General features: G+C 50.3%; 18 protein-coding genes. 14 read left to right on the top strand and 4 right to left on the bottom strand.

Features of this window, described 5'->3' with window-relative positions:
• Positions 1-171 precede the first annotated feature (171 nt).
• The 3 genes from IEW70_RS16270 to IEW70_RS16260 are packed head-to-tail and all read left to right on the top strand — an operon-like array spanning position 172 to position 2094.
• Positions 172-1209 (top strand): ParM/StbA family protein, encoded by a 1038-nt coding sequence (locus tag IEW70_RS16270; protein WP_188648973.1) that lies wholly within the window; start codon positions 172-174, stop codon positions 1207-1209.
• A gap of 4 nt (positions 1210-1213) precedes the next feature.
• Positions 1214-1582, top strand: coding sequence for a hypothetical protein (locus IEW70_RS16265; protein WP_188648972.1), 369 nt, complete (start codon positions 1214-1216; stop codon positions 1580-1582).
• A gap of 17 nt (positions 1583-1599) precedes the next feature.
• Positions 1600-2094: a hypothetical protein gene (locus IEW70_RS16260; protein ID WP_188648971.1), complete on the top strand. Its 495-nt coding sequence runs from the start codon at positions 1600-1602 to the stop codon at positions 2092-2094.
• Positions 2095-2453: 359 nt separating this feature from the next.
• Here the strand turns inward: IEW70_RS16260 and IEW70_RS16255 are convergent, their stop codons facing one another.
• Both IEW70_RS16255 and IEW70_RS16250 read right to left on the bottom strand, forming a co-directional pair.
• A complete protein-coding gene (locus tag IEW70_RS16255; RefSeq protein ID WP_229752042.1) occupies positions 2454-3332 on the bottom strand; it encodes a phosphatidylinositol-specific phospholipase C/glycerophosphodiester phosphodiesterase family protein in 879 nt (292 codons plus the stop codon).
• Between the two features lie 587 nt (positions 3333-3919).
• Positions 3920-4597 (bottom strand): thermonuclease family protein, encoded by a 678-nt coding sequence (locus IEW70_RS16250; RefSeq protein ID WP_229752041.1) that lies wholly within the window; start codon positions 4595-4597, stop codon positions 3920-3922.
• A 658-nt stretch (positions 4598-5255) separates the two neighbouring features.
• On the opposite strand from IEW70_RS16250, the gene IEW70_RS16245 reads away from it, so the two are divergent.
• The 6 genes from IEW70_RS16245 to IEW70_RS16220 all read left to right on the top strand — a co-directional run bounded on the left by IEW70_RS16245 (position 5256) and on the right by IEW70_RS16220 (position 9238).
• Positions 5256-5702 carry a hypothetical protein gene (locus IEW70_RS16245; RefSeq protein WP_188648970.1) on the top strand — a complete coding sequence of 149 codons (447 nt, stop codon included), beginning with the start codon at positions 5256-5258 and terminating at the stop codon, positions 5700-5702.
• Positions 5703-6143: 441 nt separating this feature from the next.
• Positions 6144-6935 (top strand): hypothetical protein, encoded by a 792-nt coding sequence (locus IEW70_RS16240; protein WP_188648969.1) that lies wholly within the window; start codon positions 6144-6146, stop codon positions 6933-6935.
• Positions 6932-7561 carry a class D sortase gene (locus IEW70_RS16235; protein ID WP_188648968.1) on the top strand — a complete coding sequence of 210 codons (630 nt, stop codon included), beginning with the start codon at positions 6932-6934 and terminating at the stop codon, positions 7559-7561. The genes IEW70_RS16240 and IEW70_RS16235 overlap by 4 nt, the downstream gene beginning before the upstream one ends.
• Positions 7562-7638: 77 nt before the next feature.
• Positions 7639-8559, top strand: coding sequence for a conjugal transfer protein (locus tag IEW70_RS16230; protein WP_188648967.1), 921 nt, complete (start codon positions 7639-7641; stop codon positions 8557-8559).
• 13 nt (positions 8560-8572) lie between these two features.
• Entirely contained in the window at positions 8573-8815 is a 243-nt protein-coding gene (locus IEW70_RS16225; RefSeq protein WP_188648966.1) for a hypothetical protein, read from the top strand.
• 12 nt (positions 8816-8827) lie between these two features.
• Entirely contained in the window at positions 8828-9238 is a 411-nt protein-coding gene (locus IEW70_RS16220) for a hypothetical protein (protein ID WP_188648965.1), read from the top strand.
• A 494-nt stretch (positions 9239-9732) separates the two neighbouring features.
• On the opposite strand, the gene IEW70_RS16210 is transcribed toward IEW70_RS16220, so the two are convergent.
• The gene (locus IEW70_RS16210; RefSeq protein ID WP_188648963.1) at positions 9733-10224 is read right to left on the bottom strand and encodes a hypothetical protein; all 492 of its coding nucleotides are present in this window, start codon (positions 10222-10224) and stop codon (positions 9733-9735) included.
• 289 nt (positions 10225-10513) lie between these two features.
• Here IEW70_RS16210 and IEW70_RS16205 point away from each other — a divergent pair, with 289 nt between their 5' ends.
• From IEW70_RS16205 to IEW70_RS16185, 5 genes are read left to right on the top strand one after another with little or no spacing between them, the layout of a single operon-like run.
• Positions 10514-11656, top strand: coding sequence for an ATP-binding protein (locus IEW70_RS16205; RefSeq protein ID WP_308423182.1), 1143 nt, complete (start codon positions 10514-10516; stop codon positions 11654-11656).
• Complete coding sequence (locus IEW70_RS16200; protein ID WP_188648961.1) at positions 11653-12150, top strand: hypothetical protein; 498 nt, start codon at positions 11653-11655, stop codon at positions 12148-12150. The genes IEW70_RS16205 and IEW70_RS16200 overlap by 4 nt, the downstream gene beginning before the upstream one ends.
• On the top strand, positions 12147-14090 hold the full coding sequence (locus tag IEW70_RS16195) for a CD3337/EF1877 family mobilome membrane protein (protein ID WP_188648960.1): 1944 nt from the start codon (positions 12147-12149) through the stop codon (positions 14088-14090). Before IEW70_RS16200 ends, IEW70_RS16195 begins: the two co-directional genes overlap by 4 nt.
• Positions 14087-14629, top strand: a complete 543-nt coding sequence (locus IEW70_RS16190; RefSeq protein ID WP_188648959.1) for a hypothetical protein — start codon at positions 14087-14089, stop codon at positions 14627-14629. The genes IEW70_RS16195 and IEW70_RS16190 overlap by 4 nt, the downstream gene beginning before the upstream one ends.
• On the top strand, positions 14604-15617 hold the full coding sequence (locus tag IEW70_RS16185; protein ID WP_188648958.1) for a peptidoglycan DD-metalloendopeptidase family protein: 1014 nt from the start codon (positions 14604-14606) through the stop codon (positions 15615-15617). Before IEW70_RS16190 ends, IEW70_RS16185 begins: the two co-directional genes overlap by 26 nt.
• 99 nt (positions 15618-15716) lie before the next feature.
• Here IEW70_RS16185 and IEW70_RS16180 read toward each other — a convergent pair.
• A partial coding sequence (locus tag IEW70_RS16180; RefSeq protein ID WP_188648957.1) for a GNAT family N-acetyltransferase occupies positions 15717-16148 on the bottom strand: 432 nt, incomplete at its 5' end.

Below are 16148 nucleotides of genomic sequence, written 5' to 3'. Positions count from 1 at the left end.
AGAAGATTCTTTTTATTTTTATCAAAAAAGGGGTTGAAAGTACCAAGGTACCATGGTACTATATAGTCAAGTCACCGGGTTGAATAAATTCAACCCACGTAAATACTAGGAATCATCGATAGGTTGAATAAATTCAACCCAAGAATTTCACATCCAGAAGGAGGAAAAACGATGGAAACGACATCCAATCAACAAAACGGTCTTCAAACCATCATAACTAAGAAAAAAGGAGTGCCTTGGCAGGAGTATTTGATTCAAGGGCCGTGGCTCAACAACTGGAAACGAAGAATGTTGTCTTTTGACCAAGGGAGGAAGGGGTTTAAGGCGATTGATGATAAAGGACGATTGATCTACATGCCTTCCTATGCATTTAAAACCAAACAGCGTCCCAGTATGATTTCGGATCGGGATATTGTAATCCAATTCGAGGGTGAAGAAGGTTACTGGATTGTTGGGGAGAAGGCGAAACAAGAGAACAAACATTCCCGAGTTAACTTTGACGGGAAAGCATCTGAAGCAACACGTGCTCTTACGCTCGGGATGATCACGCGGTTTGGTTATCAGAACCGAAGCTTCCCCTATGTGTTTGGTCTTCCCTATGATGAATACGCAGATGAAGCGAAAACAAGCCAACGTGCGCTTACTGAGTTATTACAACGGGATCATGCATTCAAGCTACATACAAAAGACGGCACACAAGAATTCAATCTGACGCTGGATAAACCGATCTTCACATTTGAAGGCGGGGGTGCTTTCTTCGCCTATCGAAAACTGAAACTGTATCCCGATCATGTACGGTATGTTTACCTTATCGAGATTGGCGCCCGTACCGTGAATCTCATCGCTGTGGAGATTATAAATGGTATTCCTTCACTCATTGATACACAGTCAGATACGATGTCGGATGGATTTGACACATTAGGGGAACAAGATCCCGATGCATTTGCTTATAACATTTATCAATTATGCAATCAGAGAAATTGGCATTTCTCTCATTTGAATTCGGATCGTGAGCAAGCAGTTGCTATGGTTGCTGGCGGTGGATCATACGGCATGTATGAACCCTTAAAGAAATATTTCCCCCGTCTCATTCTTCCTAATGACTTGGACCCTCTCTTTGCAAATGTCGTCGGGTTTATGGAAATTGGACAGGCCCAAGTACGAGCGAGGGGAAAGAAAAAGAAGAAGGCCTCCAATCAGGAGGGATAAATGAATGCAAGTAAAAAAACAAGTTGTCTTTTCAGACGGTGACCTTCATTTATGGCGATTGCTCTTACAGGCGGGTGGGGTTACAAACCCGGAACGTTATGATCTTGGTGAATCTCCAGAGGGGTTTAACTTTTCCGGTACCTTTAAAGGAATCTTGATGACATATAAGGTGATTAATGATCTTAAGCAGATCAACATTAATATCAATCCCTCTGCACCTATGATGGTAGCTCCACAGGCTCCGATAAATGGATACGCCACTCCTTCGGCATTTGAAGGAGTGGCGTATCCACCCCAACAGCATGAGTTGCCAGAAGAAGAGGAGGAAGAAGAGGAAGACATTGACCCTGAAGATTGTGGATTTGCTAGCTAAACATAGGGGGGATATCAGTGATTAAATGGTTGCTAAAGTTGCCAACAGAAAAGCTGCTATTTAGTTCAGGGATTCGAGCAAAGTGGTTAAATGGGATGAAGGGGTTATCCATTAAAGAAAAAGAAGAAATGGAGCCTGAGATATGTATTCGATGGTTGAGGGTCTTCGAGAATTTGTCTGATGAAGAAAAGGAAGCCTATCAAGATCCGACTTTGTACCTTCGAGCAATGGACTCCCTTTCTGCTCAAGAACGGGAAAAGTACCTTTTCCGGCAGCCTTTTCGGACCAGAATTCTGGAGTATGTTGAAGAATTGGGAGTTGAAGGGCAGTGGAAGAACAAGCTATATAAGGAAGGCTGGACAGCGAATTTTTGTCAAGGTGTGGATAAGTACGGCTTAAATAATATCTCACCCTGTGAGGATTGTGGGACACATGGGGTTGTCCCGGATGGTGAGAATACCCTGAGATGCCTTAGTTGCGGGCAAAAAGGATATCTCTTAAAAATACAGTAACAGTTGAGTGAAATTATCTAATATCAAATATTCTTGACCGTCCGGTGATCCGGGCGTTTTTTGTGCGCGGCATAAAATCGGCTACAGCAAAAAAGTTTTCAAGGGGAGCGGAGATAAGGTATGTAACATGGTGGGCAACCACGGTGAATGCCAACCCTCAAGCGGGCTGCAGTTATTTTATTCTTAGCTAAATAAAATGTGTCTATGTTTAAACCCGGGTGCTCGGGCAGGTGCAGGGCGGCGACGATCCAGCAGGCAACAATTCACCATTACCAGAAAAAAGAAGGCTGTGCTCTCAGCCCTCAACATAACGGATGGAATGCTCTTTTTGCCATGCAGCCAGCGCCCGTCGATTGCCTTCACCAAGTGATATAGGGCTCAGAGGGATTCGGATCGTTTTCTTGCAGGAACTGCTGCAGGGCGGGCAGATCATCGGTATTGATCAGATCGACTTTCGCCTTCATCAACTCTTTCCAAACGGCTTCGCGATTCGGTAAGGGTTGATCCGGGGTCGCCCAAAAACGGACCTTCTGACCATTCGCGTGGGCGGTGGAGACCATTTCGTGCAATTTCTTTCGTTCATTCTCAGGCATCGGCCCCACGCCCTGCCAAACGAAATGATTCTGCCATTTATCGCTGATGATCGGCATGAATCGGTTCGACGCGCCTGAACCGAGATCGCTCATGCGCCCGTCATAACCTGCATAGCGAATCCGTTGGCTTTCCATCAATTCCCGCGGACGGTTACCGGAAACGATGCAGGTTACTGCGCCTTTCTTTACTCCATCCGGCCCGAATACGGTAAGCATGTTCTGATATTCACGAAGCTCCTGATGCAGAGCGCGATAGGTCGACTCGCCCTCTGTTTTAATGTCGATCCAGAGAAGGAAATCGTGCTTGTAGCCCGGATAGACCGACCCGCGGTTGCTCTGGACGGTTTCCTTCAGCGGATCCAGATAAAGAGACTTCAGTGTACGATCGGGGCTTAATTCCGTCTGATCGTGACCAACGAGCAGTTTTCCGTCGACGAGCCAGACGTCGGCTTCGACGCTGGTGAACCCGTGATCCAGTGCGTCGAACAGCGGACGCTTGTGCCAGTAGTCATTGTGCGCGTGTGCCCTCGCCAGCGGTACCGGGGATTCTTGGCGGGCCGGGGCGTTGGAATCTGCATGGACAGTAGCTGGCACGTTACCCACAATCAACATCGCCACTAAGACAACTAACCATCGAAGCTGCATGGAACAGACCTCCTTTAGCAGCGTTTAATAAGGGCATTATAGATCAACAATGTTGATGAACAGTGTAGAGAGCATTTAGGAATTGTGAGCGGGAATCCTCCCCATAGGGTAGATGAAAGCGAGCGTCGGTCGAGGGGGGGTTATCCTTTTTATGTGAAATCTAGAAACCCTACGACAAATAAAGGCGCAGTGGTTCGGAGATAAAGAAGAGAAGCCCGCCAAAAAAGGCGAGCTTCCTATTGTTGGTTTAATGCGTTACGCAGTTTCCTTAATCATTATCGATCTCAATACCATCTTCACTGATCTCAATTTCAAAGTCTCCAATTTCGATTTCCAGTTCCCCGTCTTCAATTTCAACTTCCGCTTTGTCGTTGGGATCCCAGAGCATGGGTCTCCTCCTCTAGGTTTAGTAAAAGGTTTATCTAATTTACTGATTCGTTGTTCCTTCTGTCGGTTGGGCTTGGATTTTAGACCAGTTCCCAGCGTCTGGAGACCGATACCAAGATACATCATAACTGGTGGAACTGTAGGTGTACTTGTCAACTATGGTCTCATTTGGATCCAGAAGGGTTACATCATCGCCAGCATCAGCGTGGGGTATAACCAGCCTGTTGAGCATCGGCTTCGTTCCAAAAGAACACTCGGTTCTCGACAGGTACTTGTTTATATTGAGCTGGCTGCACATATTTCTTCGTGTAATAGTCTCCAACATATTTATCAGGGGCCCGTCCGTCGACGCGCAGTCGGAACTCAAAGGGAAGCTCCGGAAGGGGGTTACTGGGATTCCAGATGTTGCGCCCGTTATTTTTGGCTTCCACCATAGCTGAACGATACTCTTCAAAATACTTCATGTTAGGCCAAATGTAGTATGTGACAGCATGACCTTGACGGACGATCTCTTTGTTTACATCCAGATTGCCTTTCCAGACATGAGCGAGCAGACGTCCATAACCATCCACTTCGTCCACATCAGTTTCCAAGGTGATTTTGGTGCCAGGGGGAAGGAGATTTACTAAGTAGTTTTTGGCATTTGTCGCCCAGGGGTTTTGGTTTTGCCCATTGTAGTAAGTTTCGGGAGTATCAATGGACAAAAGCCGAATTTTACTTGTCCCCTGTACCGTTTCATTGATGTTAATCGTGTCTCCATCTACAACTGATTTGACCGTTGCAGTGTAAGTAGCAGCATGGGCATTGTTTGGAGCGAGACCAACAAACAAACCGGAAGCGACTACTAAAGCGAGAACCAGGGAGAAAATTTTTCGCATGTTAATCCCTCCTTTTCGAGTAAAGTATAATTGACAATAGGGATAATCGTGTAAATATATAGTTAATTATTTGCTTTTTTTATACTACAAAAGTGATATATAGGATCCTTAGAGTATGATACCCCCCATGGCTTCTGCTATATGATCAGGGGGGGTGACAGTGGATAAAGAAATGGACAGAGATATAACCGCATCAGAATTCGCGCAACGAAAAGGGCAATGGACTCTCTTTCTGATGATGAGCGGGAAAAGTACTCTTCCATCAACCTTATCGAGCCAGAATCCTGGAGTATGTTGAAAAGTTGGAAGTTAAAGAGCAATGGGAGAACAAGCTTTATAAGGAAGAGTGGACAGAGAATTTTCGTCAAGGTGTGGATGAGTATGGCTTAGATAATATATCCCCCTGTGAAGATTGCGGAACACACGGGGTTGTTCCGGATGGTGAACATACCTTGAGATGTCTCAATTGTGGACAGAAAGGATATCTACTAAAAAAACCTGTTACAGCAACTTAAAGGCAAGAGGAATTCCTTTTCGACGAGCCACTGAGATAGAAAAAATATTGTATCATACGCCGCTCCTGATAGGGAGCGGCGTTCCAATTTGGGACGTATTTATGTAAACTATTGCTATGAGTGCGGTAAGGGGGGAGAAGAAGGTGTCTGAGTACATATCAGCGGCAAAAGCCGGTGAGATCTTGGGTCTAACTCAGTCCTATTCGGCAAGTATTGCCCGCCGAGCGTATAAGGACAAAAAGGAAGGGGATCTGTGGCCGCGAAAAATCGGGCGAGGTTATCAGGCTCCCTTAGAAGAGTGGACTATTATTTTTTCAAAGTATTCTAGAAAAGCAAAGCGAAAAGCCAAGCAAGTGCAGCCGAAGAAAGCAGCAACTACTTATGATCGTGAACGGTTGGCAACATGTAGCGAAGCTGCTCAATTTTATGGTATATCACAAACCTGGGCTTCCCAACTTGCCCGCCGTGCCAATCTAGCGGGCTTTTCATGGCCTATAAAATCGGGTCGAATTTGGTTTGCTCCGATGGAGGAGTGGAAGGTGATTTTCTCCTCACCGCGTTTAAAATCAGGAAGCCGGCAGAAAAGGTAAGTATTTTTTAAAAAAGCAATTGATAGCGGTTATTAACTGTTGTATTATATTAGTAAGCGAGGGGTTGGTAACACTTACCACTCATAAGAGAGGAGGACTTGTTAAAAACGACCAAACACATTAATATGAGAACGTATGTTCCTAGCCCGGATGGTTGATTTTTCTATAATCTTTGATGAAAAGCATTGAAATTTGATAGTAAAATGTCTATGTTTTATTCCAAAACCTTGAAATTTTCGCACCTTGAAAATTTAAAAAGCCCAGGCTGATCCCCGATATCGGATTCTGGTAGGTTCTCATGCGGTGCATGGGGGCGTACGCTGGCTACCTGGCGAAGTCGCCGCATTTCCGCGGGGCCAAGGGTGGTTAAGTGAAAAATCCAGTTGGGCAATAGCTCTATTCTTTTGCAGCAACCAGGGAGTGGGTGTGTAGGAGGGTTTCATGAAGAGAAAACTGCTCTACAATGTGCTCACCGCCAGCTCCTTACTGGTGTTTAGCTCTGGAGCGTATCAGGTGGCCTATGCCGATCCCGGAGTTCTGCCATCGGTCGGGAATCCTTCCAACCGGCCGCCGATCGGAGAGGATCTGCACCCGGGGCAGGGGAATCCACCGGTACAACCGGGCGATGCGCTTCATCCCGAGCGCCCCAATCTCCCCGATGTTCCGCGAGAGATTCCGCCGAACAACGAGCCGGCACCGCAGCCGGAAGCACCACAGCCGCCACCTTCCCAAGAACCGAAGCCAGAGCCGAAGCAACCGCCGCCACCACAACAAGATGAGTCACCATCTCAACAACCTAAGCAAGAGCCAAAGCAACCACCTGAGCAGCAACCCGAGGAGCAGCCGAAGGAAGAACTCGAGCAACAGCCGGTAAAAAAACCGGTAAAAGAAGAGCCTAAACCGAAACAGCCGGCACCTCAACCGAAGCCGGAATCCCCAGAGAATCCGGCACCGGAGCCAAAAGAAAAGGCCGTTAGGGACATGCCAAAGAAAAGCGAAGCTGTTACTCGTGTTCCCGATGAGGATCCATATTATTTGGCTGACGCCGGTTCATCGAAACAAAAGTCAGAAGAGGGCGAGGAGCAAAAAACCACAAAGGATTCAGACAACCAACCGAAAGGCGAGAAGATGGCCAAAACCGGATTTAACCCTTGGCCCTTCGTACAGATGATTGTCGGACTCTTGGGGATCGGCGGGACCACCTGGGCCCGGATGCGGAGCGGATCGGCATGATCCTTCGCTGGATCCTGGGCAGTGTGACGGTGGTCTCTTTTTTGGCTGCCTTTGGGATAATCGGCTATGTCACCTGGCACTACTGGACGGATTATCAACTGGCGCAGCAGTTCTACAGATCGGCCGAAGCAGCTCCATCCCAGGAAGATAAACGGGTGCATCAACAGGCGAAACAAGCAGCAGAAAAAGCGGAAGAGAAACCAGTCAAGTCGGCAGCCCGCGTCTGGAAAGAGCAACCGAAAGTGGGCGAGAAGATCGGCACGTTAGATATTCCGTCGATCTCCGCTAACATCCCCATTTTTCAAGGAGCCGGGGATCAGCAGCTGGCGAAAGGTGCCGGTAATCACCTCAGCACCGCTTTGCCCGGCGAACCAGATACCGTCGCCATTGGCGGGCATCGCGAGACGGCCTTCCGCCATTTGGAAGACGTCAAAGTGGGTGACCCGATTGTGATCCACACGAAAGAGGGGAAAGCGTTTTTTTATTTGGCCACAAAGACCTGGATCACCGATGCAGGGGATCGGGATGTGGTCCGCCGGACTGGAAAGCAGGTGCTGCGCCTGTATAGCTGCTATACCAGCTCTACCGATCTGCGCTATGTCGTGGAAGCCGAACTCATCAAATAACTTTTTCCCTCCCTGGTTGCCGCAAAGGGATAGAGCACTTCTCTACCCGACAGACAAAAGAGAGGAGGAGGAGGAGAATGGGCAAACCAAAGCCGCCGGAACAACCCAAGCCCATCCAAGGCATGAAAACCAAGCGGGTTCTGCATTGGGGGTTGCTGGCGCTGACGCCGGTTAGTGCCGCCGTCGTGCTGGGTCTTTCCTTTACCGGCAATATTGGTGGTGGCACCCAAGCCCAAGCGACACCGACGGAAGTCAAAGAGGAAAACCCGGCGATGCAATCGAAAGCACAAGCCTTTGCGATCGCTTTTGCTTCCGAGTACCTGTATGCCACAGGAGATTCCGCAGATCACCAAAAGCGGATCGCCCCATACCTTGCCGATGGCATGGCAGGGCAGGCCGGGATGACCTTGGATGACGGGAAACGATCCATGTATCCGGGAGAAATCCGGTACTGGGAATCCCGCCCGATCGGACCCAACCAGGCGGAAATTGTGCTGCAGGTGGATCTGTACTTTGTGGAAGGAAAGCAGCCGAAAGAGCGGCGCATTCGCTACCTGGCGGTGCCGGTGGAAGTAAAGGGACCGGATCGCATGGCCGTGATTGGAACGCCCCACTTTGTTCCGGTATCGGTGAAAGCCGACGGGATTAAAAAGCACACGGAATCCCTGGGGAATCCCAAAGAGGAAGTGGATTCAAACACTACCCAAGCAATTCAAAACTTCCTGAAGGATTTCTTCCAGGATTATGCTACGGGCACCAAAAGCGACCTGGCATATAAAACTGCCACCAACAAGCCGATCCGCGGCTTTGAAGGAGAGATGCAGTTCAAAGCATTGGATAGTGTCGAGGTGGCACCGCGGGATGGGGGATACACCGCCCTTGCCCGGGTGGTCTTTATGGATCCACGATCCAACGCCCAGCTGACTTATGACTATAAGGTGGCCCTCATTCAAGACGAAGGGCAATGGAAAGTGCAAGCACTTCAATATGTGAATTAAGGAGGGTGTACCCTTGGACAATCCGTCTATGGTGCAGATTGCCGAAGTCCAAAACGCCATGAATATCGTCTTCACCTTTGCTGCCGCCTTCCTTGCCGGCATCTTTATCATTCGGATCGTCAAAGCCTACAAAGATGAAGACGAACACCGCATGTGGAAGTCGATCCTGTGGGGCATTCCCACCGTCGTCGTCGTATGGCGGGTGATGGATGTGGTCGACTTCTTCCTGTGGATCTGGGACAAAGTGCAAGCGTAAGGTGGGATCGTCATGAAAAACCTCACCCGATTGATGAAATCCGAGGGGAAATTCTACAGCCTCCTCGGCGTGCGGTATCCGAGGGGGATCCCCAAAAGGGTCCCTCTTTACTTTTTCGGTCTGCAAATCTTGATGACCACCCTGGAACAAGTGCCGATCCTGCCTTTTTATTGGTTGCTCCAAGCCGACTTTGTACTGGGCGTTGCCCTCAACCATTGTGTGATTGTCACCGTGGCCACCTGGCTGATAGTGAACTCCAACGGGAAAAAGGGACGCTCCCATGAAGCAGAACTGCGAGCCAAATATAAGCATTTCAAAGCAGAAAACTACTTTGCCTTGTATCGATCAATTCCGAAACCGACCACTTACCGGTTTGCTTCGGAGCTAACTTATCGGGAGGAGCCACGGCGGGAGAAGAAGTAAAAGGAGGGAGAGCATTGGCAGAAGTTCGGGTAGAAATGCCGGTTCGGCACATCGAAGGAAATTTGGTCTTCAGTACAAACCAGTCCGTGTGGGCGTATTACGAAATCGATACCTATGACTACGCCTACCGCAGCGAGAAAGAGCAGCAAAAAATGCGGGCCCGCTGGTACGCCGTGGCCCGACAACTTCCCTATGAGTCGCACATCGTGGAAATTCCCGAATTTCCGCAGCTGGAAAGTCAACTGCGCGTCCCGCAGTCCGGACCGCTGGTGGAAGCGGCCAAAAAGCAACGGGAAATGACGATGGCTGTCCTGGCTGAGCATGTAAAAGAACCGACAGACTTTCGGGTCTTTATCGGCTTTAAGGTTCCGCGGGTCAGCCGGATGGCGATCAAGCGACGGATCCGGCGCACCCTTTACCACAAATGGTACGATCTGCGCCGCTACATCGGGACCATCAGCGGTCTTCGCCCCTATGACATCCTGGAAGAGGAGCTATTTGATTACCAGGACGCGGAAGAGTTGATTGCCCAGGAGCTTTCCAGCCTGCTGGTGAACAAACCGGCCACCACCCGGGAGCTGCAGTGGATCTACCGTTCTTCTGTGTTTCGGGGGATCGGAGAGCCGACGCTGCTGGAAGAGTGGAAACCGCAAAAGCAAACCATTACCGTAGCAGGAGATAATCAAGCGATCCGTCCCTATCCAAACGTGATCCGCACCCTGATCCCCGGCGCCTTTGAGGTGAAGGAACACTGGCTGCGGGTAAAGGTGTTTGACGAAAAAGACGGCCAAGAAAAAACCTCGTACCAAGCGTTTTTGTATGTCACCTACATGAAAGAAGACTTGAAGTTTCCCGGGCAGGCAGAATGGGCTTATTGGGTACAGAGATTTAAATTCCCAGTCTCCATCAGCTGCCGGATCCGCTCCATCTCCAACGAGCAAGCGATGAAAGAGCTGACCAAAACCAAACTGCGCCTGCAAAACCAAGTCAAATACATCCGTACCGAAGGGCAGCAAACGGATGCCTACACGGAAGAAAAGTATCTGAAAGCCGTGGATAAAGAGGCGGAGTACCGCGGGAAAGAAGATCAACCGATCTTGTATATGACCGTTTGCTTCTGCGTTTCTGCGCCTTCGGAAAAACTGCTCCATTCCCGGGTGAAAGAAGTCATCTCCCACTATAACCGGCGCGGCATCAAATTACAGGCGTCCTCTGGGGATCAGTTCCTGGCGTTTAACGAGTTTCTCCCAGGCTGCCCCCAATACGTGAAGGACTATGAATTGGCAGTNGTTCCACCCAGCCTTGGCGGCGCAAAACGTGGGCCGTACCAAATCGTTAGCTATGGCATTTTTGGGGAGCACGGGGTTTGGGAAGAGCCTTGCCATGAACCTGATTATCTACCTCTCGGTATTAATGCTCCAAGCCCGAGCCACGATCATCGACCCGAAAGGGGACCGCGGCCATTGGCCGGAGGAACTGCCCTGGCTGAAAGAGCACACCAATGTAATTACCCTGGGATCCAACCCGGGAGAGGACAGCGGGTCCATGGATCCCTTTATAGTGTTCCAGGATGCCCGGGGACCGATGCTTGCGAAAGACTTCCTGACTCAGCTCCTGGCACTGAAACGGGATCATCCCTGGTATCTCGCGATCCAAGACGCAGTCCAAACAGTGCAAGGACACGCCGAACCTTGTATGATGCGCGTACTGGAGCTCTTGAAAACGAAAGACACAGCGTTGTACAACGCCCTGCAGTCCTACACCTCCTATCCCTTTGCTCACTTGGTATTCGGGGAGGGCGGGGACCGAAAGACCCTTAATTTTGACCACCGGATTAACATTCTGCAAATCCAGGGGCTCAAAGTGCCCAATCAGAAGAAAAAACCTCAGGACTACAGCGAGATCGAAGCGCTGTCCAAAGCGCTGCTCACCCCAATTACCGCTTATACGGATCAGTTTTCCCGTATGGATAACAGCCTCTTTAAGATTATCGGCTGGGATGAAGCCTGGGCCCCGCTTTCCTCGGACATCGGAGAGGCCACCATGGACAGCGGCATCCGGGAAGGGCGCTCCCGTAACACCAGCTTTGCCCTGGCGTCGCAGAACCCCACGGATATCAAGGGCGAGCTGATGAACAACATCGGCAACAAATTCATTTTCAACCTGGATGACCCGGTGCAGATCGATCGGGCCTTGGAGATCTTGAAGCTGGAGAAAAACGAAAAAAACCGGGAGAACATGACGCTCCTCGGCAACGGGGAATGCTTCTTCCGCGACATCTACGGCCGGGTCGGCCGGCTGCAGTTTGATCCGTTATTTCAAGAGCTGATGAATGTCTTTTCGACAACGCCGCCGTCCGAGGAAGACACGGAGGCCATCCATCAGGCAATCCAAGCGCATACGGAGGTAATGGTATGAAACAGTGGTGGAGCAAGCTGGGCCGAAAGAAACAAATCATTTTGGGAGTGGCCGGTACGGTGGTTACGGCCACTCTGCTCATTAATGCCGGCTGTGGAAATTCCGATGGCAGCCAGGGCGAGGAGATCAACGGCATGACGCCGGCGGATGCGGTGCGAAAGTTTAAGCTGGCTGAAATCCAAAAGGACGGAAAGACGATTAAGGAAATAGCTACACCAGAGGAAGCCAAAGCGGAAGAAACGCTGTTTCCCTTGGATCAAGGTCCCCAAAATAATACGCCCATTCCGGACGACTACCGCCTGACAGAGTATGAAGTGGATGAGGACACGTACTACTATAAGCACTTCAGACCACGTACTGGCGGAGTTTCTTCGTCTTACTACAAAGTGATCCGAACCGATGAAGGCTGGAAAGTAGATCAAATCGATGTCAATGAATTTAAGGTGGCCACGGAAGGGTTAGATTCCTACCCCATAAAGGAGGATGAAGAGTGAAACAGCGTGTACTGGCCGTCACGTTGCTCTCTCTTTTTGTTCTGTCGGTCTTTATACCCCAGACTGCCTGGGCGGCTCCCCAAGAAGAACCCGGCCTATGGGACCGATTTGTATCCTGGTGGGAAGGGGATGACGAAAAGAAAGAAGCCCAACAAAACAGCGGCCGGACCGAGGATAACCACAACGATTACGGCAAGATGGGGGACCTCCTGGTAGATAACATCATCCCGAATAGCACCCGGAAAACTCCGGTTGAGGATGTCGAGGTGATCCCCTATAAATATCCGCCTTCTCGTTACCAGCTGGACATTTGGATTGAAGACAGGTACTGGCTGGACGTCACCGATGATATGGCGGGGATGTGGCACGGTGTTAACAACGGCTTGTGGCAGGTGAATGTCACCTTTGCCAATACGATCTACTGGCTATTGGATGAATTTCAGCACGTGAATCTGGTGACGGACCTATCTAAAGACGTGGAAAATGGCATTCAAACCCTCGCTGGTTTTAATGGTGATCTCAGCGAAGGGCAAGGGATCTGGGGGATGATGTTCCCGTTGATGCTCCTTTTGGCCGGAGTGTATGTGGGATGGAAAGCGATCGGTCAAAACGATGAAATGACGGCCAAACAGGCAGCGATCCGCTCCCTGGTGGTCATCTTTTTCTCCTTTGCCTATATGACTTACGCCTCCGCGATCATCTCCACCCCCGCCAACATCGTAATGAGCCTTCGCAACGGCATTATGGCCGCGGGAGCTACGGTGTTTGGCGGGGAATCGTACACGCCGGCAGAAGCGACTGCGGCATCGATCAATAACCTCCACAAAGTGATGATCGACAACGACTTTCGGATGTTGGAGTGGGGCACTACCCAGGTGGATTCCAAACGGCTGAACGCCATTCTAGGGAACCCGATCGAATCGCAAGCACGGAAAAAGGCAGTGCAACAAGAAGCAACATCAACAGATGAAGAAGGTTACGGCAATAAAAACATGACGCCCCAAGCCAACTTTATCCGGACCGGGTTTATCTTGGGTTCGTTTATCAAGAACTTGGTGATCGGCTTTGTGGTCGGGGTTTTGGCAGCTTCCGGCTATGCCTTCCAGATCATTTATCTTCTGGTGGCCCTCATGGCACCGCTGGCGCTGGTCTGGGCGGTCAACCCGCAGATGATCGAGAGTGCGGAGAACTGGGCAGCAGAAGGTTTAGGCGCCTTGATGATGATGTTTTCCATCGGGGTGGTGCTGGCGATCTACTTTATCGCTTCCGATCTGCTGTATGACTGGGCCGTAAAAGACGGCTTTTTAAAAATTGTCATTTCCCAGCTGGTCCTGATCGGGATCATGATCTGGCGGCGGGATATGCTGTTTAAAATCGCCACGGCACCGGCGGCCGCTCTGGTCGGCTTCGTGGGAAGCGCCGATGTGATCGATAATGCCATGGGGCATGCGAGCAAATGGCTGAAAACCCGGAATCATTACCGCAGACAGCGGGAGATGTGGAAGAAAAACCTGGAGGATTTCGCCGACAGTCGCGCTGCCTCCGGTAGCTTTAATGGCCCGGATACGCCGGATGACGGCACGATTGAACCGGAACTGGTGGAAGCGGAACGGGTATATCCGAGTCTGTACGAAGAAACCTCTTTCGAGCCGAATGATACTCCCGCCATTGACCGTCGGGAGCGGCCGCGCTTGTTTCCAGAAACAGAAACAGCAGCAACGAAAGAACAAACTGCTTCTCCCGCTTTAGGAGACGGCACCGATTCCGAAACGATGGCCACCGGTAAACCCGTTGAACCGGTTCGTCCTTCCTTGAAAGCTGAACCGGAAAAGAAATCGCAAGAAGAGCAAGAAGAGTCGGAAGACGCAACCGTGATTCCCCAAGACTGGAGAACCAACCGTCCCTCGCTGTATTCGATTGAGGGAGGGAAGGAGAAATGAACGATAGGCAAAAGCGCTTCCTCTGGATGTACACCCCCGCTGCCGTGATCCTCTTGGCCGCCTGGGGAGCGGTGGTGGGAGTCGTCTCGGATGATGCACCGTCCGAGGCGACTTCTACCCCTCCTTCCAAGGCAGCAGCACCGGCAGAAGAGTCCACCGAAGCGCAACCACCGCCTGCTATTACGGAAGAGGATCGGAAGGCAGCCAAACAGGTGGCATTGGACTTTATGCAGGACTACCTCACCGGGGCACCGTTGGAACAACTACAATCCCATGTGACGACGGGTTACTATTCCCAGCTGGAAAAAGAGAAACAGGAGCGGCCTACCGTGGAAAAGATCCAAAAGATCGAAGCTACCCGGGTGGAAAATTGGCCGCTGGAGCAGGAAGGAAAGGTCAGCTGGAATGTCTGGGTGACGGTGCCGCGGGGGAAAACAGGCACCTATGAAGTGGCCTATGAGGTGATTTTGGCTAAAACTCAAGACCAATGGCGGGTGAAGGCGGTGACGGAAAATGAATATCCTGAACTCCGCGATTAATCAAGCCGCCTCTCTCGGCGAAAAAGTGTACAAGGCGAAAGCAGCCTACTATATGCTGATCCTGCTCGCCGCCTTTCTCTTGGTGCTCCTATTGGGCACCTTTTTGATAACCGGGATGTTGATGCTGTTCGGCGGCGAAAGTCAAACGAAGATGCCCGAATCAGCAGGGGAAATCGATAGCGTGAAGTATGCCGAACACATCAACGCGGCAGCGGCCAAATACAAGGTAGATCCCGCTTTAATCGCCGCGATCATTAAGCAAGAAAGTAACTTTAACCCGCGTGCTGGATCCCATGCCAATGCGCGGGGTCTGATGCAGCTGATGCCTTTTAACTTGAAGGGGATCGACCCCTATGACCCCAAACAAAACATTCTACGGGGGACGGAGATTATAGCCGGGCACCTGCGGCACTACAAGGGGAATCTAAATCTTGCTTTGGCCGCTTACAACGCCGGCAGCGGGGCGGTGGCCAAAGACCTGGCACGTGGTGGAGACGGGATCCCGGATAACGGAGAAACGCCGGAATACGTGCAAAAAGTAAAACAGTATTACGAAGAGTACAAAGTCCAAGTCGTCAATGGGCAAATCACGAACGGAACAGCCCCGGCCGGGGGCGGTAAACTGGGACTGCCGGCCAAGACAAAAATTAGCTGCGGTTTTACTTGTTACAAGAACCACGGCGGGATCGACTTTTCCAGCAAAGGGAACCGGGCGATCTTTGCCGCTGCAGACGGCCGGGTGATAAAGAAGGAGAACCTAAACGGCCGCTCCTATGGCACGCTCGTGGTGATCGACCACGGAGGCATTCAAACGGCGTATGCCCATATGTTTTGGGATGACATCCAAGTGGATGCCGGAGATACCGTGAAAAAAGGGCAGCGTATCGGGACGATGGGAGATAACGGGAAAGCAAAAGGTGTTCACCTTCACTTTGAAGTGCGAAAAGACGGGGAGCGTATCGACCCCCTGCCATATCTGACGAAGTGAAGGGATGGAGAGATCATTCACCTTAACCGGTGAATTAAAAAAAGCCGGGATATCCCGGCTTTTACTCTACTCCTGTGAGGTGTGAAGGGCTTCACTCTGTTATTTAAGTGGTTTGTTTATCACACTCATAATGATTAGATTCCAAAAGTTCCCGTCAGGTGCTTTTCGAGCATCTCTTAATGTTCCTTCTATTTGAAAACCAGCCTTCTTATAGCAAGCAATGGCTCCTTGATTAAAGTCAAAAACTCGAAGTTCAATGCGATGAAGATTTAGTTCTTCGAAACCGATACTCACCAGACTCTTAAGCATGGACGTTCCAATTCCTTGCCCACGAAAATGAGGGGAAACCATAATACGGGAGGCAGTAGCACTTTGATTATCCATGTCTATGTTATTAAATTCGATATGTCCGACAACTGCATTTTCATTGTTTAGCGCTTTATAAATTCTACGTTTGGCGCCAACCCCGTCTGCTTCCCGTAAATGCTGCAATAGCTGTTCTTGGTTTAGAGGGTACTGAAATATGGGCCC

Source organism: Marinithermofilum abyssi (genome assembly GCF_014641195.1).
GTDB classification, from domain to species: domain Bacteria; phylum Bacillota; class Bacilli; order Thermoactinomycetales; family DSM-45169; genus Marinithermofilum; species Marinithermofilum abyssi.
This window is presented reverse-complemented; position numbering and strand designations above follow the sequence as displayed.